Origin of the sequence: Sediminitomix flava (assembly GCF_003149185.1) — a bacterium.
Taxonomy (GTDB): domain Bacteria; phylum Bacteroidota; class Bacteroidia; order Cytophagales; family Flammeovirgaceae; genus Sediminitomix; species Sediminitomix flava.
In genome coordinates this window covers 703,298-721,519 of the sequence record NZ_QGDO01000002.1, presented here as the reverse complement: position 1 = coordinate 721,519, position 18,222 = coordinate 703,298, and the positions used below count along the sequence as shown (strand labels likewise).

The 18,222-nt window shown below is 34.8% G+C and carries 15 protein-coding genes; 8 read left to right on the top strand and 7 right to left on the bottom strand.

The genetic code is table 11. The annotated features are described in order from the left end of the window. Nucleotides 1–121: 121 nt before the first annotated feature. The 4 genes from BC781_RS10045 to BC781_RS10030 all read right to left on the bottom strand — a co-directional run bounded on the left by BC781_RS10045 (nt 122) and on the right by BC781_RS10030 (nt 3,413). Nucleotides 122–1,345 (bottom strand): GTP-binding protein, encoded by a 1,224-nt coding sequence (locus tag BC781_RS10045; RefSeq protein WP_109617157.1) that lies wholly within the window; start codon nt 1,343–1,345, stop codon nt 122–124. 12 nt (nt 1,346–1,357) lie between these two features. Beyond that, nucleotides 1,358–2,011, bottom strand: a complete 654-nt coding sequence (gene folE, locus BC781_RS10040; protein WP_109617156.1) for a GTP cyclohydrolase I FolE — start codon at nt 2,009–2,011, stop codon at nt 1,358–1,360. A gap of 12 nt (nt 2,012–2,023) precedes the next feature. Then, a complete protein-coding gene (locus tag BC781_RS10035) occupies nt 2,024–2,425 on the bottom strand; it encodes a MerC domain-containing protein (RefSeq protein WP_109617154.1) in 402 nt (133 codons plus the stop codon). 169 nt (nt 2,426–2,594) lie between these two features. Then, complete coding sequence (locus BC781_RS10030) at nt 2,595–3,413, bottom strand: type II CAAX endopeptidase family protein (protein WP_109617152.1); 819 nt, start codon at nt 3,411–3,413, stop codon at nt 2,595–2,597. A 634-nt stretch (nt 3,414–4,047) separates the two neighbouring features. On the opposite strand from BC781_RS10030, the gene BC781_RS10025 reads away from it, so the two are divergent. After that, on the top strand, nt 4,048–5,520 hold the full coding sequence (locus BC781_RS10025; RefSeq protein WP_109617149.1) for a leucine-rich repeat domain-containing protein: 1,473 nt from the start codon (nt 4,048–4,050) through the stop codon (nt 5,518–5,520). A gap of 341 nt (nt 5,521–5,861) precedes the next feature. Here BC781_RS10025 and BC781_RS10020 read toward each other — a convergent pair whose 3' ends face one another. Next, the gene (locus BC781_RS10020) at nt 5,862–7,091 is read right to left on the bottom strand and encodes a hypothetical protein (RefSeq protein WP_109617147.1); all 1,230 of its coding nucleotides are present in this window, start codon (nt 7,089–7,091) and stop codon (nt 5,862–5,864) included. Between the two features lie 465 nt (nt 7,092–7,556). Here BC781_RS10020 and BC781_RS10015 point away from each other — a divergent pair, with 465 nt between their 5' ends. The 7 genes from BC781_RS10015 to BC781_RS09985 all read left to right on the top strand — a co-directional run bounded on the left by BC781_RS10015 (nt 7,557) and on the right by BC781_RS09985 (nt 14,967). Next, a complete protein-coding gene (locus BC781_RS10015) occupies nt 7,557–8,933 on the top strand; it encodes a glutamine synthetase family protein (protein ID WP_109617145.1) in 1,377 nt (458 codons plus the stop codon). Between the two features lie 41 nt (nt 8,934–8,974). Beyond that, the gene (locus BC781_RS10010; RefSeq protein ID WP_109617143.1) at nt 8,975–10,111 is read left to right on the top strand and encodes an iron-containing alcohol dehydrogenase; all 1,137 of its coding nucleotides are present in this window, start codon (nt 8,975–8,977) and stop codon (nt 10,109–10,111) included. A gap of 4 nt (nt 10,112–10,115) precedes the next feature. Next, a complete protein-coding gene (locus BC781_RS10005; RefSeq protein WP_109617141.1) occupies nt 10,116–10,859 on the top strand; it encodes a gamma-glutamyl-gamma-aminobutyrate hydrolase family protein in 744 nt (247 codons plus the stop codon). 36 nt (nt 10,860–10,895) lie between these two features. Then, nucleotides 10,896–12,263, top strand: a complete 1,368-nt coding sequence (locus tag BC781_RS10000) for an aldehyde dehydrogenase family protein (RefSeq protein WP_245935605.1) — start codon at nt 10,896–10,898, stop codon at nt 12,261–12,263. A gap of 181 nt (nt 12,264–12,444) precedes the next feature. After that, nucleotides 12,445–13,197 carry a threonine/serine exporter family protein gene (locus BC781_RS09995; protein ID WP_109617139.1) on the top strand — a complete coding sequence of 251 codons (753 nt, stop codon included), beginning with the start codon at nt 12,445–12,447 and terminating at the stop codon, nt 13,195–13,197. A gap of 5 nt (nt 13,198–13,202) precedes the next feature. Beyond that, complete coding sequence (locus BC781_RS09990; protein ID WP_109617137.1) at nt 13,203–13,694, top strand: threonine/serine exporter family protein; 492 nt, start codon at nt 13,203–13,205, stop codon at nt 13,692–13,694. Between the two features lie 49 nt (nt 13,695–13,743). Further along, complete coding sequence (locus BC781_RS09985; protein ID WP_109617135.1) at nt 13,744–14,967, top strand: cation:dicarboxylate symporter family transporter; 1,224 nt, start codon at nt 13,744–13,746, stop codon at nt 14,965–14,967. A 54-nt stretch (nt 14,968–15,021) separates the two neighbouring features. Here BC781_RS09985 and BC781_RS09980 read toward each other — a convergent pair whose 3' ends face one another. Continuing rightward, nucleotides 15,022–15,879 (bottom strand): PspA/IM30 family protein, encoded by an 858-nt coding sequence (locus tag BC781_RS09980; RefSeq protein ID WP_109617133.1) that lies wholly within the window; start codon nt 15,877–15,879, stop codon nt 15,022–15,024. A gap of 935 nt (nt 15,880–16,814) precedes the next feature. Beyond that, nucleotides 16,815–18,011: a SpoIIE family protein phosphatase gene (locus BC781_RS09975; RefSeq protein ID WP_158281438.1), complete on the bottom strand. Its 1,197-nt coding sequence runs from the start codon at nt 18,009–18,011 to the stop codon at nt 16,815–16,817. Nucleotides 18,012–18,222: the final 211 nt, after the last annotated feature.

The window sequence follows — 18,222 nt, the reverse complement described above, 5'->3', positions numbered from 1 at the left end:
ATAGTGTCAACTTATTTTTTAAAAGCTGATATCACTTTTTTATTGCAATTAATACATAAAATGGAAAATCATTTAGAACGATTTCCCATTTTAAGATTATGATTGATAACGGTGTCAAAAATTATGATAATGGATAAGATCTTTCCACTGGCCAATTATCTTCGTAGCCATTTTCCCAATCGCCATCCGCTAATTCGTCATCTGTACTAAGGCAATGATCAAGTTGAGCAATGATGAGTTCTGTATCCATGTCTTGCCCAATAAAAACGAGCTCATTTTTGCGGTCACCAAATTGTTGATCCCATTCAGACTCGATATACTCTTGATTTTCGATAAAAGAAGCATAATGACTTCGTTGTTCGAAAGGCATACTACTCCACCAAACACCAGCACTTTCGGCACGTACAGAACCACCTGCTTGTCCCCAAATAAGTGCTTGCTCTGGTCTTGAAGCTAGCCAAAATAATCCCTTACTTCTGATGATAGAATGTGGAAATTGGGTTTGGATGAATTGCCAGAAACGATTAGGATCAAAAGGTCTTTTGTTACGATACACAAAAGAACTAATACCGTATTCTTCTGTTTCTGGAGTATGATGATCTTTTTTAGCCTCTTCTATCCAAGCAGAACTTTGTTCAGCCTCATCATAGTCAAACATTCCTGTATTCAGAATTTCTTGAGGAGGTACTTTACTAAAGCTAGACTCGATAATTTTAGCTTTAGGATTAAGCTTGTGTATCGCTGCTTTCAAGACTCCTAAAGTATCTTTACTTACCAAATCAGTTTTGTTGAGAATGATGACATTCGCAAATTCAATTTGGTCGGTAAGGAGGTTGACTATGGTACGGACATCGCCTTCAATATCTGATAGGTTTCGGTCTATGAGTAGTTCGGCACTACCAAAATCTTTGAAGAAATTGAAAGCATCAACAACAGTAACCATACAGTCTATGTAACTAAACTGAGAAAGGTCAATTCCGTTTTCTTCATCTATAAAGCTGAACGTTTGAGCCACAGGTACAGGCTCACTAATTCCTGAACTTTCTATCAATAGATAGTCAAACCTATTTTCTTTGGCTAAACGTTCAACCTCTACCATTAAGTCTTCGCGAAGTGTACAGCAAATACAGCCATTACTCATTTCAACTAACTTTTCTTCGGTACGCGAAAGTGTGTTTTCACTTTTAACCAAATCAGCATCCACGTTTACTTCGCTCATGTCGTTTACAATAACAGCTACTTTTAAGCCTTCTTTATTGTGTAGAACATGATTAAGTAAGGTTGTTTTTCCTGAACCTAGAAACCCACTAAGAACAGTGACAGGCAGTTTTCTTGCGATAGACATAATAGGGTTAAATTATTTTTTTAAGCTTGTAAAGAATTCGTTTCTGTAAGTGATATCCTCAAAACGGCCGCCATATTCAATTGAAACAGTAGAGCTGTTTTGATCTTTGATACCTCTTGAAGAGACACATAGGTGTTGTGCATTTACAACGACAATCACATCATCTGTCCCTAAAAGTTGTTGAAGGTCATTCAAGATTTGTGAACACAAACGTTCTTGAACTTGTGGACGGTGTGCATAGTAGTCTACCAATCTGTTGATTTTTGAAAGACCTACTACTTTGTCTTTAGGTATATACCCGATGTGTGCATGTCCGACGATTGGAAGAAAGTGGTGTTCACATGAAGAATTGAGTGTGATATTTTGCTCAATCAACATTTTGTGATAGCCATATTTATTCTCGAAAGTGGACATTCTAGGTTTATTCTTAGGATCAAGTCCATAGAATAATTCTTTGACATACATTTTGGCAAATCGGTATGGAGTCCCTGATAGGCTAGAGTCTGTTAGGTCTAGGCCAAGTTCTTCCATGATTTTAGCAAAATGTCCTTCAATATTTTGAATTTTCTCTTCATCAGACTTTTCAAAAGCATCAGGACGAAGAGGTGTTTCTATATTGCTAGATAGGTGGTTGTCACCTATTAATTCGATTTCTTTATTTTCCATGAGGATGTATTCTTATTGATCAGATGTGCAACATTCGTCTGAGGCACACTGACAGTATTTTTTATTGTATATGTGAAGTAAAATGAGACTTAGGGTTGGGAGATAAATACTTTCTTCAGCCAATGAAAAGAAGTGAAAATGTTCGTTGAGTAGTATTCCACTTAATACAACCCAATTCATCCATAAAGCGTATCTTACCCAAGTTTTACTACTGTTTATACTAGACCAATAAACAGCTACTAATGAAATCCCTAAGAAGATATAGTCTAAGCTAGACCACCACATAGGAGTGTCTGAACAGCAAGACGATGTACAGATTTTGGCAACGTACAATAATGGAGTTGCAAGGCAATGAATCAGACATAAACCACTAGCCCAAGCTCCAAACACATCTGATTTCTGAGAAATTACCATCTATAAATTCGATTTTTTAGGGGAAATTTTCCTCAAAAGTATAAACTCTCATTTTTAAATGCAACAAAGTCGCATCTAAAAATGAGAGTTGTGTTTATTACTATAAATAGAGATTAATGAATACAGTATAAAGTGAGCGTTTTTATCTCTAAAGACTAAGTTAAAATCATCATTGAATTCGTTTGTTTAAGCCTGTAACAATGTGTTTTCGAAGTAGGGACAGGAACACGATACTTAGACCAAGATGTATAAATCCACTGACTTTCCAACTTTCAAGAATAACTTCTTGTGGCAGATCTAATTCATTTTCTATAAAGAATTGGGGAGCATTTATGCACCCGTGTACATAGGCTAAAACAAAGACATTCCCATTTGTCTTAATCCAAAGAAAGGTAAGGATAGAAGTGACAGAAATAGCAACAAAAAACCAAGGAATGACAATTTCAGCACCTGAAAATAGAATTGGTAAGTGCCATAGTACCCAAGTGATGAAAAATATAAGTATTGAATACAGGAATGAATAGGTTTCAGTTAGTTTAGGGAAAAGCCATCCTCTCCACCCTAGTTCTTCCCCAAATCCTATAATTATAATTTGTAAGACATAATGAAGTAGTAGAATTTCCCAAGAGTTGCTTAACATTTCAAGTAATAGATTAAGTGAAATACCACTAAAAATGCAAGCTGAAAAAGAAATGAATAAAGTGGATATTGGGATTGTAATAAACCAAGTGATCTCCTTCTGAGAAGGAATGAGTTTATATAGCAAACTTCTGATTCCAAATCTCTTTTCTAGAAGGTAAGACATGAATATAGCACTTACCGCAGGGCCAATTACAATACCAATTCTTGATAAGTAAAGTGTGATTGTTTTTGGTAAGTTGAGTTCAGTTTGATTGATCCAGATATTTAAACTTCCACCAATCAAATATGTAAATAGAAAAGTGATTAAAATGAAGCTTCCAATTGGGTGTTTTTTGAGTAACAACATAAAAAGTATAGAGTAAGAAAGGGTAAGAACGTATATCCGAATCTCAAATGATTCTTACAAAATTTAATAAAAATAATATTAAAAGTTAAACGAGCATGGATAGCTTAAGATGATAAGTATTCATTAAAGTATGGTCAAGGCTTATTTAATTCGAACTAACTTTTGAGTAAATATTCTAACATATCTCTATTGAAATCTTTATACAACATTATGCACTTGTGATGTAGTAAGATGACAAGAGAGTAGCCTCTTTTATAATAATCTTTCCTTATGCTTTTTTTATTGCTTATCACTACTTTTTGGACCTTTCAATATTTTAAATCCTAAAATTCAAATACTTAAAAAGTGGCTGTAGTAGTTGTGAGTGTTGGTTGATATTCTACTGAGTGGTTTTGTTTAACTAGTTTAATGTTTTTGAGTGGTGTAAATAATCAGTATAAATATAAAATCTTCCGAAAGTTGAGTTTAATAAAATTTTGTTGGGATTAGAGGTGTTTAAGGCTGATGACATATAAAGTCATAATTCATCTAGAATGTTCAACTGCTTCTTAACGATGAAGCTTAGCATATCTAATGCTCGAACCAATTACTAACTGTGCATTTGAACCAATTTAATATATTATTTAAACTATTTATGGAAAGATTATTTTTTGCAACGTTTACCAAAAAGCTTGTATTACTATTTGCAATTTTATTTTCTGTAGTTGCATGTAAAGAGGATGAAGAGATTATTCTTCCTCCTGTGCTGAGTATTGAAAGTATTGCAGTAATTCCTAATGAGGGAGGGCTAATCCAAATTAAGTACATGGTTGAAAATCCTGTTGAAGGTCAAGAGGTTGTTTTAACTACTGCTACAGAATGGGTTGGTGAATTTGATTATTCACTGGAAGGTGTTATTCAGTTTAATGCTGAAAAAAGTAACCAAAGAGAAGAACGTCTAGGAGAAATTACTTTCAGTTACGAAGGTGCAGAGTCGGTGACAATAGCTATTTCACAAGATGGAAACCCTATTATTGTAAGCAATGTAGGAGATGACACAGATCCTACAATGAATAATCTTACAGCTTCAATTATTGCCGTTTTTGGTGAAGATTACGCTACGACAAATGAAAGTATTGTTGTTGTAGGATCAATGAACCAAGCAGATTTTAATTCACTAGCTACTTTTGCTCATGTTGATCTTAGTGATGTTGATATCGTTGGTGAAATCACAATTCACCCGAGTCAACCAAATGTAGAAAATGCAGTGCCTCTATTTGCTTTTCTTCCAAATTTTGATCCGAGTCAAGTGAATGACAAACTTAAGACACTAAAGCTACCAAATGAGGCTACAATTGTAGGTGCTGCTGCGCTTGGAAAATGTATTGAACTAGAAGAAGTATCACTGCCAGACGAAGTAGTTAGAATCGATGTACAAGCATTTGCGAGTTGTTTGAAGTTAAAAAACATAGCCTCTTGGGGAAAACTAGAGGTGATCGGTGTTTCGGCATTTTCAAGCTGTGTAGAGTTGGATAATCTTGAATTACCTAACACATTACATACTATACATCCTCAGGCATTTGTGTCTTGTACCTCTCTAACAGAAGTAGTATTACCAGAGTCAATGGAAACAATTATTGGAAATGTATTTGCTGCCTGTTCTTCGCTAAGGTCATTCTCAGCTCCTGATCATCTTGACTTTTCAGATGCATATTATTGTTTTTTCAGAACTGCTTTAGAGGAATTCGAGATTAATTCAGCGACAAAGCATATTCAAACTCAATTTTTGATGTCTACAAACTTGAAGAGTTTAGATATTCCGGCTACTGTTGAGTCTTTAGCATCTGAAGATGGAATGGTAGGGAGCTTTGCTGATATTCAAGAATTGACTGAAATCACAGTACATTGGACTGAAAATATTCCTACGATCTTACCTTTGGTAGAAAACCCAGATAAATACAATGTACCAGACTCAGATTTTTTAGGAACCTTCCCTGAAGGCTTTGGTTTATCAAAAATTGTAGGAATAGGAAATGATAAATACACGATTACAATTCCTAAAGGTACAAAAGAAAAATACCTTGAAGTTGCAGGTTGGGAGACTTACAATTTAGTGGAGGCTGAATAATACAACATATTCATAATCTAACTAAACGATTATATAAAAAGAGGGTAAAACAGCTTTTGTGTTTACCCTCTTTTTTTGGGATATTTTACAAGAATTTGAAGGTGTATTCAATCTTCAGACTTCTAAGGCAAATTTCTATTGAAGATATCATATTACGAGTCCTTGAGCGTTCACAACAATTACTGTGAAAACAGTGAATACGCAACTCAATAGTGAGATAAAAGTGAATTTTGTCAGTAAGTTACTGTCTTTCATATTTAGCTTTGTTGAATGAGGTCGAATAATATGATTAAAAAGCCCTCCGTAGAGGGCTTATATCTCTGATGGTGGTGTTGAGATATTTAGAAATTGAATTCTTTTAAGACATAGTCAAACTCAAATGAATTCGATGATTCGCCATCAATTCTGATGATAAAGTTGGTCTGAAGTCTACCTGCATCAGCCCATTTTGTAAATGTTAGATTACCTTCAATAGCCTCTAGTGCTGCCTCCCAAGTTAGATTAGTCGCATCTTGAGTATAATCTGTGTAATGAATAGTTACAGTATTTCTAATTTTACTAGGATAAACAGTTATAGCTTTAACATTTTTCTTATTATGAGTACCTCCAGATATATATACATTCATGTAGGCGTAAGGTGCTGAATCTCCATCGTAGCTAACGTTTAATACATCGATATCGAATGATGGCTTAGTGAATTCTCTTACATTCTGAGTGAAATCAAATTTGTCACCGTCTTTATCTGTTCCGTATGATACACCATAGAACCAAATATCACTATTCTCTTTATTAGAACCTGATACATAACCTGTACCCCAATCATGGAAATAATCTTCTCCATTAGTAATATAAGACTCAGGAATTATGGCATCCATTTTTTCGATTGGCTTCAATTCTTCTTCATCTCCTCTTTTGAAACCAAGATCAATTTTAACATTACCATCAGTAGTAAAGTCTACAGAAAGCGTGTATTGATAATCTTCTTTAAGTTCTTCAAGTTCATATCCAATGTCACCTCTAGTAGTACTAAGAACTAGTGAATGATCGATATTTCCATCTACGTAAGCATAGAAGTTCGGAAATTCATCGTTGCTAGTTGGTAAAAATTCGAAGCCTTCAGATGTGACACCTCTTACTTCATCTTGAGCACCATCTACCACGATATAAGAATATCTTTGGTTTGACATTTGGATGTCAACAACCTCATCAGTTGCTGTTCCTTGGGTTCCTCCATTCAAATAGTAATTTTCTCCAATTACATTCGCTTTTTCATGTTCAATTGTAATAGAGAAGTAACCTGTTACTGATTCGAAATGTAAAGAATCTCCTAAAGTCACATCATCAATTACAAATGTGTTATTCGCTTGATCTTTAAGAGTTGCAGTATATCCTTCAAGGATAGCTCCATCTTTGGCAGAATGCTCGTTCGTCATTGGGGTGATTTGCTCTTCCACTACTGGTAATACAGTAATAGGTTTGCTTTCTGATGGAATTGAAGCATCATCACTTTCATTACAAGATGATAATACAAATGCTGCAATTGCAGCGAAAAAAATGTTACTCTTTTTCATTGTCTGAGTTTGTTGAATTAGTATAGAAAAATATTATGTAGTAATACCCTAGATCACTTTAGGGAAGAAGAATCGTAGAACTTTATGATCGACTAAGTAGATTCTTCGTTATTTATTACTTTAAAATCTTAGACAGATCAGTCTTGGGTTGACCTGTGTAAAATTTTATGATGGCACGAAGTAGGGGGATTAATTTTTTTTAAGAGTCCAATTCAGTAAACCGCTTCAGATAGACGTATAGATAGGACTAAATACTGTTCAACTAAGATTATTAATACGGATATAGTAAATGTTATAGAATATAAAGGGTTGATTTGTGCGATGTTATGTCTTGTTAAATAGCACAAAATTGAGTTGTTTTTTTTCGGAAAGAATATAGAGATCAAGAAACGAATCGATTTTTTTAGCCTAATTCCCTTTCTTCTTACATTCACGCACCTTTCTAAAAACCTAAACCCATAGACGATGAGCGAAAAAAGAAAAGTCTTAAGTGCGGATGAGATTAAAGAAGAAATCATTAAAAACCCATCAAATAAAGTTAGAGTTGCAGTCACCGATTTGGACGGTGTTTTACGGGGAAAGGTAATTCATAAGGATAAGTTCTTATCTATAGTAGAAAAAGGATTTGGCTTTTGTGATGTAGTCTTTGGATGGGACATGATGGATGAACTTTATGGGAAAGTCGATTACACAGGTTGGCATACAGGTTTTCCAGATGCCCAAGCACACCTTTGTATGGAGACTTATCGTCAGATTCCGTGGGAAGACAATATGCCGTTCTTTCTTGCCGATTTTTGTGATAGTAAAGGAAACCCTAATCCTGTCTGCCCACGAAACGTGCTGAAAAGAGTAGTAGCTAAAGCAGAAGAAATGGGCTACAGTCCTTTTATGGCAGAAGAGTTTGAATGGTTCAATTTTATAGAAACCCCCGAAAGTCTCATCGATAAGTCTTTTCATGACCTGAATACTCTAACACCAGGAATGTTTGGTTATTCTATTTTGAGAAGTTCATATTATTCTGAATACTTCAATCAGATTTTTGATGATCTAAATGATTTTGGAGTTCCATTAGAAGGATTACATACAGAAACAGGGCCTGGAGTTTATGAAGCAGCAATTCAAGCTTCTTCAGCGCTAGAGGCAGCAGATCGAGCCAATTTATTTAAAACCTCTGTAAAGGAAATTGCTTACGATCATGGTCTGATGGCAAGTTTTATGGCACGTTGGAATGATCAATACCCAGGATGTAGTGGACATATTCATCAGAGTTTGTGGGATAAGAAAATGGAGAAAAACTTATTCTACGATGATGGAGGTAATTATAAAATGAGCGAACTGATGCGTCAGTATATGGCAGGGCAATTAACTTGTCTCTCCGATTTATTGGTAATGATTGCACCAACAACAAACAGCTATAAACGATTGGTAGAAGGGTATTGGGCGCCTACTACTCTTACTTGGGGAGTTGATAATAGAACCACAGCACTTCGGGCTTTACCTACAGGACAAAGATCGTGTCGATTGGAAACAAGAGTTGTCGGTTCGGATGTAAATCCATACTTGGCTTTTGCTGCTTGCTTGGCATCGGGTATTTATGGTATTGAAAATGAATTGTCATTGAATAAAGCCATGACAAAAGGGAATGGTTATGAAGATACGGGAGATAAATTGGCAAGCTCACTAGAGGAAGCAACACAAAAGTTTAAAGACTCTGTATTAGCAAATGAGTTGTTTGGGGAAGAGTTTGTACAACATTTTGCAAAAACAAGAGAGTGGGAGGTTCAGCAGTATGACCAAGTTGACCCTCATTGGGAACGCAAACGTTACTTCGAGATTATCTAATTATAAATGAAATAGCTACCCCATTAAACTGCTTTCAAACCATGAATCAATATAGTTTTCCAACCCAAATCTATTTTGGAGAAGGAAGTAGCGAACTGCTTCCTAAATACTTACTAGAAGAACAAAAGAAAAAGCCTCTTATTGTTACAGATGAATCTGTAAGAACATTGCCTTTTTTCAATAAAATAATAGATAGTCTTTTACCTTTTGAAATCAATATTTCCATTTATTCCGATCTTCATCCCAATCCATTGGTTTCCGATGTGATGAATGGAGTAAAACAGTATAAGACAGAAAGCAGAGATTGTATTGTAGCCATAGGTGGAGGAGTAGCAATGGATACTGCAAGAGCAATTGCATTGATGGTCAATCATCAACGAGATTTATTAGAATATGATGATTTACAAGGAGGTAGTAAGTATATCACAGAAGAAATTCCATTGTTAGCAACGATACCTACAACTTCTGGAACAGGTAGTGAGGTTGGTCGAGCAGCCATTATTTCAGATGATGTGTCTAGACAAAAACATATCCTTTTTCATCCAAACTTGTTAGCCAAAAGAGTTTTTGCAGACCCTGTTCTGACTTATGATTTACCTCCTCATATTACCGCTGCAACAGGAATGGATGCCTTAACGCATAATGTAGAAGCATTTTTATCTAAAGGTTATCACCCCATGGCAGATGGTATAGCCCTTGAAGGGGTTCGAATGATTTTTAACTCTCTTGAAGGAGCTGTTGTTAATCCAAATTCTGAGGCTAGATCGGAGATGATGATGGCATCTTTGATGGGGGCTGTCGCATTTCAGAAGGGGTTAGGTTTAGTACATTCATTAGCACATCCACTCTCAACATTATTGGATGTGCATCATGGTTTGGCAAATGCAATCATGATTCCTTTTGGTTTAGAATTTAATTTGGAAGGACAAGAAGATCGATTTAAGCGTTTAGCTGTAAATATTGGGTGTGATAGTTCTTCACCTTCTGCTTTTATTGATGAGGTAAAGAAACTAAGAGCCAAGCTACAAATACCGACACTTTCTAGTATTGGGGTAAAGCAAGAACATATATCTGAATTGGTAGAGTTGACTTTAAAAGACTTCTGTTTACCATCTAATCCTAAAGAAATTTCAAGAACAGAAGTTGAAGCAATTTATGAAAGAGCATTAACTGAATAGATAAATGTTGAAGTTAGGTGTTAGTTCTTGTTTTGAGTATGCGAATGCCTCTCGAGCAGTTTTTGCTCCAAAGCAATTGTGTTATTTGGAGAAAGATATGGGGAGATTCCTTGCTAGAAAGGATGTTTTACCGCTATTAATTCCTGATTTGGAAGATGAATTATTATATAAATATCTAAGTGAATTAGATGCAATTGTCATTCAAGGAGGTTCAGATATTTCTCCGCAAACGTATGGAGAAGAAGCAATTGAGAATGGACGTTGGCCAGGAGATCGGTATAGGGATATTTATGAGTTAAAAATCATTGATTTTGCAGTGAAGAATAAAATTCCTTTGTGGGGGATTTGTCGCGGCTTTCAATTGATTAATGTGTATTTCGGAGGAACACTTTATCAAGATATTTCAACTCAAAATAAAGCCACAATACAACATAGAGATGCAGAACGTTACGATCAATTGGCTCATGCTATCTATTGGAATTCAGACTCCCCTCTTTATCAGGTTTATAATCAGAATGAAGGTAATGTAAACTCAATTCATCATCAGGGAGTTAAGGCTTTAGCATCTGATTTGATTGCGATCGCTCATTCATCTGAAGATGATATCATTGAAGCATTTGTTCATAAAGAGTACTCTCACATTTGGGGTGTTCAATGGCATCCAGAATTTATTTATAACTATAAAGGAAATGACCAATTATTAGATGCTGAAAAGCTGTATGATTATTTTCTAGAATCTTTTACCTAAAGAACCCAATAAACTATGACTTCGCCATTTGAAAAGATGAAAAAGATTGAAGTTATCAATCCTGCGACTGAGAAAAGTATCGCGAAAGTTCCTGCTAGTGTAGATATTCCTAGTATTTATGAAAAGGCAAGGAATGCACAAAAACAATGGGCGAAGCAAGACCTTCAGTATCGAATAGATTGTATTTCACGTTTTCAGAAAGAACTTGAGAATAAAAAAGATGCCTTAGCACTTACGCTTACTCAAGAGACAGGGAAACCTCTATGGCAATCATTAAATGAGCTAAGGGGAGCTGGACTTCGTATCCAATTTTTTATAGATAATGTGGAAAAGTACATGCAAAATGAGACAATTACTCAAGAAGAAGGGCTACTAGAAAAAATCTATTACGAACCACTTGGTGTTATTGGAAATATCTCTGCATGGAACTACCCATATCTTGTAGGAGTGAATGTTTTCATCCCTGCTTTACTCACAGGAAATGCAGTTCTCTATAAACCTTCTGAATATGCGTTATTGACAGGGCTAAAAATTGAGTCGATGATGCAAGATTCAGGTGTCCCTAAAGAGATATTTGTAACCATAATTGGCGATAAGGAAGAAGGTGAAAAGCTACTGGATTTACCTTTAGATGGCTATTATTTTACAGGCTCACATAAGACAGGGAAATATATTTATGAGAAAGTAGCCTCTAAAATGGTGCCCTGTCAGTTGGAGTTAGGGGGGAAAGATGCAGTATATGTTTCAGAAAATAATGAAAACCTAGCTAAAGTAGTAGAAGGGGTTTGTGAAGGTGTTTTTTATAATAATGGACAAAGCTGTTGTGCGGTAGAACGCATTTATGTTCACACTTCTATTTACAAACAGTTCATTGATCTTTTTTATGAATATACCAAGTCTTGGGTTGCTGGAGATCCTTTGGATAACAATACTATGCTAGGACCTTTAACTAGAAAAGAACAGAAAAAGGTCTTACAGGCGCAATTAGATGACGCTCTTTTTAAGGGAGCACAGGCTATCCAACTAAATATTAAGGATGAACCTTCTAGTTACTATTTCCCTCCAACAATTTTGGCTAATGTCTCTCATGAAATGACGGTCATGCGAGAGGAATCTTTTGGACCAATAATAGGTATTCAAGAAGTAGAGCATTTGGAAGAGGCTATTTCTTTGATGAAAGATACTGACTATGGTTTGACTTCAGCTATTTATACGGATGAATACAATGAAGCAGAACGTTTGATGGAGGAAATGGATACAGGGTCAGTTTATCTAAATTGTTGTGATCGAGTAAGTCCGAATTTACCATGGGCTGGTCGTAAGAATTCTGGATTAGGGCTAACGTTATCATATCATGGTATTCGGTCTTTTCTTCAAACTAAAGCATATCATATTCGATTTTGATAGGAATTAAATCAATAAAGATTGTTTAGGAATATTGATGACTAAACTATTTAGTGAGGAGTATGGCATCTTGCAAACGATTTACAATTTTATACTTTTGCAAAAAATATAGATAAAGTATGAATGAGAACTTCAAGAATCACTTTTCAAAATTATAGTGAATTGAGAAGGTAAAGATGTCATGGAAGTAAAGAGAATTGTAAAATATGCAGCCGAAGCAGGAAAGCTGATCCTAGAAAATGGAGGTGAAACTTACCGTGTAGAAGATACCATCCGAAATATTGGTTATGCCTACGGTTTAAAAGTCGTTGATAGTTTTGTGACCCCAACAGGGATCATGATTTCATGTTCTGAGGATGGAGAAGAAACCTATTCAATGATTAAAAGGGTTTCCCAACGTACAGTTAATTTGGAGGTTATTCGTAGAGTAAATGCGTTATCAAGAAGAATTGGTGAAGAAAAACCTTCTATAGATGAGGTAAAGCAAGAACTGGAAAATATTAAAAATATAGAGTCATACAGTTCTACTACTACATTTCTATTTTCAGCACTAGCTGCAGGTGTTTTTTGTCTATTGTATGGTGGAGTATGGCAAGACTTTTTGGTAGCAACTCTATTAGGTGGAATTATCAACTTACTTTCCAAAGCACTTTCATGGCTGTCTTTAACTAGTTTCCTTACTAATGTAATTGGTGGGGCACTATGTATCGTTTTCGGAAGTGTATCTACGTATTTAGAGATTGGACAAAATGCAGATAAAATAAGTATTGGTGGAATAATGCTTTTGGTTCCTGGTCTAGCGATTACAAATGCAATGAGAGATTTGATAGCAGGTGATCTTGTGAGTGGAATGTCAAGAGCCATGGAAGCCTTTTTTATCGCAATTGCAATTGCTGTTGGAGCTGCAATAGCTTATAAACTTTCATATATATAGTAGCTATGGAGTGGTCTGATATTTTATATAAATCTTGTTATGCAATGATCGGGGCTTTTGGCTTTGGAGTCATTTTTAATATAAAAAAGGAGTACCTTTTATATGCAGGACTTGGAGGTTTTGTGGGCTGGTTAGTGTTTGAGCTTATGTTGGGTTCTGATTATAATATTTCAGTCTCCTTGTTTTTTGCATCATGTATTGTAACAGTTTATTCAGAGTACATGGCAAGAAGACTAAAGGTACCTGCTACAATTATCATCATTTGTGGAATTATTCCTTTAGTACCTGGAGGTGCTATGTATTATACCACACTAGAGGCAATTAATGGAGATGAACTCAGTTTTCTTCGTAAAATGATTGATACCATGTTCCAAGCGGGTGCTATTGCAATAGGAATTGTTTTGGTATCTACTGTCGCAAGAATTATCCTACGAAAAATTTTGCCTAAGCTTCGTAAAGCAAAATTGAAAAAATCAAAGAGTTTGGTGAAGAGTTGATTGAGAGAGGTTGATAATCGCTAAAGTTGAGATTTTAAATTCAACTTAAATGAAACAAAGGTCTTTTCAAATTTATATTGTTACAGCCACCCTTATAGGTATAGGTACAGGTTATGTACTGAAGGTATTTGATCTCCTATTTATAATGAGGCTGATCCATACCTTAAGCGAAATATTAGAGTCCATCTTTCTGTTTATTACTCCTTGGATCATAATCCTTTATATGACCTCAGGGATAATGAATATAGGGAAGAAGTCTGGACGAATCTTATGGAATGCCATTTGGGTATCTTTATTATCATCGGCATTGGCAGGGGCTATCAGTTTTTGTGCAGCATCTTTTATCCTGCCCGGTATTTTGGGACCAGTGCCAGAAAGTGCAATTAATAAAGGAATTCTAAGTACTTTCTTTGAGTTTGAAACATTACCTACAGCCGATATTGTGACATCAATTATTGGAGCCATCTTATTAGGTTTAGGTTTGTCACTTTCCAAAAAGACAAAAATTCATGATTTGATTGAAGATTTTAGGTCAGTGATTGATGCACTGATCAATAAGTATTTTGAGCGTTATATAATAATCTTCGTTTTTGGGAATACAGCCTCAATCACTTACGAAGTTTATGGCTCTCAATTACTAATCAATTTCTCTTTGATCTTTGTATTGATAATCATTCTTCAGCTATTTATGCTTTTCCTACAGTATAATTTTTTATACGGTTACTTAGGAATGTTACCTCATAACATAGTTAAAAGTATGTTGAGGGCATATTTTACAGGATTTGGGACACAGTCATCTTCAGTTACAGTTCCTATAACGACACAATGTGTAAAACAACTTGGTGTAAGAAAATGGGTAGCAGAAGCTTTAATCCCCCTTTGTGCAAATATTCATAAAGTAGGAGATATTGTAGCTATCGTGGTGTCTTGTGTGGGATTGATGTTTGTGTATGGGAATGTGCCTGAATTCAACCAAATACTACTCTTTTTGATTGTCATGACCTTTGTAAATGTGATTTCTCCTGGTATCCCAGGGGGAGGAGGGATGGCCGCTCTATCGGTTACAGATACGATGTTGGGTTTTGTACATTTTCAAAAGATTTTGATGATTTCATTATTCAAAATTCAAGATTCATTTGGGACAGCTACAAACGTAGTCAGTGATATTTTTGTGGTTTCAATAGTAGATAATCTTTCTCAAGAAAATCAGGTGAAGGAACCCAAGGAAAGTTCAGAAGAGGAAGTGATGGAAGGAGAAAGTGAAGAGAAATAAAAAAGCAGTGCTTTTAGGTAAAACACTGCTGATATAAAATTATCTTATAATTATTTACTCTTTATCCTTCAACTTCTGCTTTAAGCGATCTAATTCACTTATGCTATTTGGATCTTCAGAAGTACTAGAAGATGAAGAGCTATTATTTGTTGTATCTTGTGTGGTATTAGAGCTAGTACTTTCTTCTTTTGTAGAAGATGAAGACATCTTAGCTTTTAATTGTTTTAATGCATCAGATTCTATCGCTTTAGTAGTATCTGCAGCTCCGCCTAATGCTTTATCAATTTCATCATCAACAGTATTGTTACCCAATTCGGCAACTTCACCATAAGATTCAGCTAAAGCTTCTTGTTCATCAACTTTTTGCTTCATTCTTTCCAAACGAGCTAAAGTATCTGAAGAATCAACACTTGAAAGCTGCTTATTCAATTTCGCGGTAGCTTTACTAACTGTCGCTCTTGCTTTAAGCGTTTTTAGTTCATTCTCCCACTCCGAAATTTGAGTTTTTAACTTCTGAACATTGCCTTCCATCTTAGTAACCATTTGGTCATAATTAGTCGCATTTTTACGTGCTCCAACCAAACGATTATCAATTTGTTCTTTTTTAGCTAATGCCTGAGAGGCTAAACGATCGGCTTCTTCTTGTGGAATTTCACCTCTTTCAGCTTTTTGAATTAAAAGGATGGCTTTCTCCTCATAGTCTTTAGACGATCTCTCAGCGGCTTCTAATGATTTTTTTTCACGAATAGCCATAGCCTTAACTTCTGCTAAGCCTTGTAAGCTCTTCGTAAGATCACCTTTTAAATCTCTGATTCCCTGCTCAGTCATTTTAACAGGATCTTCTAATTTATCTAAAGCAGAATTAGCCTCAGCTTGAGCTATTCCGAACATTCTTTTCAACCAACCAAACATAAAGATATATAGACTAAATTTTTTGAATATTGAACCTTATAAATATATGGAAAGAAATAATGGTATAAAAATAGGACTATTCAACATTTAGATAAAAAGTGAAATATGAAGTAATGAATGCCTTTTTCAATATTTATGAATCACCAATAGCGCTTTCCGAATATCAAAGTTATTGCAATTAACTTTTACGTCAATATTTTATAAATGTTGTTGGTTTGAGATGGGTAAAGAAAATTATAGAGGTGTATAGATTCATGAAATCAGTGCTGAGATTAACTGAATATTAATTCATTTATCTGATTTATTCATCTAATCAGAAATTTTTTGAAAAAAAATAAAAAATTTATGCCAACAAAAATCCAATAAAATAAGGCTTTATTCAAGGCCTATATTTATTTAATAAGTGTTATCGTTACACGAAAATTGCAGTGTTGCATCGGTTGCGAAACCGATTGCATGAAATTGTGATAGCATATTTTGATGATTGAATTGTTGTCTTTGAAAAGTACAATAAGTGTATTTTAGGGGTGTTTGTGCTATAGTGTGAAAACTTGCAAAAATGTGATTTTAATGCTAAAATTGTATAACAGAAACGTAAGGGAGACACCTAATAGATTGTCGAAATAATACAAAACATTAAATTTCCAGTTTCTGCTCGATATGAAAATGAAAAAACTTTAACTACAATACTTTACTTGAGGAAGTAAACTATGAAAATGTAATTACTAACAGTTGATTTACTTAAAAGTGGCATAAAAATCTGCAATTAGCGAACGAAAAGGTAATCGATTAAAAGCAGTCTCTGTGTGGTAACAGAGGAAAAAAAGAACTAATCATTTGGTTAGTTCTTTTTTGTTTTAAAATAAAATCCCCAGAGTATATGTTTTAATACACTCTGGGGATTTTTATTTGGTGTAAACCAAGTTTGTTCCTTGCTATTGCTTGATACCTACTACAAGGATATCATCAGTTTGAGGGAAGTTTGATTTCCATGTAATGAATTCAGATTCTAAAATTTCTTTCTGTTTTGGCATATCTTTAGACGAAATATCAGAAAGTAGATTTCTAAATCTTTTTCTTAAATACTTAGAGTTATCATCTCCTCCAAATTGATCTTGGAATCCATCACTAAACATGTAGAATGTATCTCCTTCATTATAGTTTGATGGGTAATCAACAAAGCTTTTATTTTTATGTTGCTCACTTCCAATAGGTGATTTATCACCTATAAGATTCTCTAGAGTCCCATCAGCGCTAATACGAATCGCGTTTTGCTTTGCTCCTGCAAACAGGAATGATTGTTCTTTTTCATTGATAGATAAAATACTCATATCCATACCATCATTGATATGGTAGTTCAGTTTATCTCTAAGTCTCAGATCAAGTTCTAACAAAATTTTTGATGGAGTCAAAATATTCTCTTTGTGAATAATTTGATCAAGCATGTTATGACCAAGCATTGTTAAAAGAGCAGCAGGAACTCCGTGTCCTGTACAGTCTGCAATGATCGTAATTTTGTGATCGCCCTTTTGTGCATACCAAAAGAAGTCTCCACCAACAATATGCTTTGGTTTGTTCAATACAAATGATCCTTTGAAATCTTTGGCTAAAAGCTCTTCTTTCGGAAGCATTGTTTTCTGAATTCTTCTAGCATATTTTAGACTACTTTCGATCAGTTCTTGCGTTTTCGTAAGGTGCTCGTTTTGAGCAAGCATTTCTTCTTGTTGCTGATTGAGTTCCTCATTTTGAGTCATGATTTCCTCATTCTGCTTTTTAACCGTTTTAGTTGATTTTTGAAGGGCTCCTTCATACATGAAAATGAATGAGAGGTAGAAGGTTATAAACGTTGTGTATACAAATGATTCATGTAAAGTCTGATTAGTTTCAGGTACGTGATTAGGAAATACGTATAAACCTTGATGGGCAATAAAGCTCATCAAAGAGAAAAGAAATATGACTAATACAGCATTTACTTGAGCATTTTTTTTGTCAAAGTACCATAAGGCACTAGAAATCATTGTTACTAACCAAGTTTTATATGGAGAACTAGGACCTCCTGTGTAAAACAAGAGATAAATATAAACAAGGTAGGTTGCTATAGTAATAAAATACACTGCAAAGGAATAGGTCATTTTTTTGAACCTAAGTACCAAGGGGAACAGAATATTAATTCCACTGTAAATTAAGGCGATTATAGCACCATTATAGAACTCTATATACCACAAAAAAAGAGTGAAAATTAATCCAAAAAATACAGATAAAGGGAAGTTCCTTATGAATGTCTCGCTTCGTTGGTCAAATATGTCTTTTTCAAGATCATTAGAAGTTAGTTGATTTTGTAAT

Coding starts and splice junctions, on each gene's coding strand:
- BC781_RS10035 (WP_109617154.1), bottom strand. CDS start 2,425: ATGGTAATTTCTCAGAAATCAGATGTGTTTGGAGCTTGGGCTAGTGGT.
- BC781_RS10005 (WP_109617141.1), top strand. CDS start 10,116: ATGTTGAAGTTAGGTGTTAGTTCTTGTTTTGAGTATGCGAATGCCTCT.
- BC781_RS10010 (WP_109617143.1), top strand. CDS start 8,975: ATGAATCAATATAGTTTTCCAACCCAAATCTATTTTGGAGAAGGAAGT.
- BC781_RS10015 (WP_109617145.1), top strand. CDS start 7,557: ATGAGCGAAAAAAGAAAAGTCTTAAGTGCGGATGAGATTAAAGAAGAA.
- BC781_RS10045 (WP_109617157.1), bottom strand. CDS start 1,345: ATGTCTATCGCAAGAAAACTGCCTGTCACTGTTCTTAGTGGGTTTCTA.
- BC781_RS10000 (WP_245935605.1), top strand. CDS start 10,896: ATGAAAAAGATTGAAGTTATCAATCCTGCGACTGAGAAAAGTATCGCG.
- BC781_RS10020 (WP_109617147.1), bottom strand. CDS start 7,091: ATGAAAAAGAGTAACATTTTTTTCGCTGCAATTGCAGCATTTGTATTA.
- BC781_RS09980 (WP_109617133.1), bottom strand. CDS start 15,879: ATGTTTGGTTGGTTGAAAAGAATGTTCGGAATAGCTCAAGCTGAGGCT.
- BC781_RS09990 (WP_109617137.1), top strand. CDS start 13,203: ATGGAGTGGTCTGATATTTTATATAAATCTTGTTATGCAATGATCGGG.
- BC781_RS10025 (WP_109617149.1), top strand. CDS start 4,048: ATGGAAAGATTATTTTTTGCAACGTTTACCAAAAAGCTTGTATTACTA.
- BC781_RS09995 (WP_109617139.1), top strand. CDS start 12,445: ATGGAAGTAAAGAGAATTGTAAAATATGCAGCCGAAGCAGGAAAGCTG.
- folE (WP_109617156.1), bottom strand. CDS start 2,011: ATGGAAAATAAAGAAATCGAATTAATAGGTGACAACCACCTATCTAGC.
- BC781_RS09975 (WP_158281438.1), bottom strand. CDS start 18,011: ATGACCTATTCCTTTGCAGTGTATTTTATTACTATAGCAACCTACCTT.
- BC781_RS09985 (WP_109617135.1), top strand. CDS start 13,744: ATGAAACAAAGGTCTTTTCAAATTTATATTGTTACAGCCACCCTTATA.
- BC781_RS10030 (WP_109617152.1), bottom strand. CDS start 3,413: ATGTTGTTACTCAAAAAACACCCAATTGGAAGCTTCATTTTAATCACT.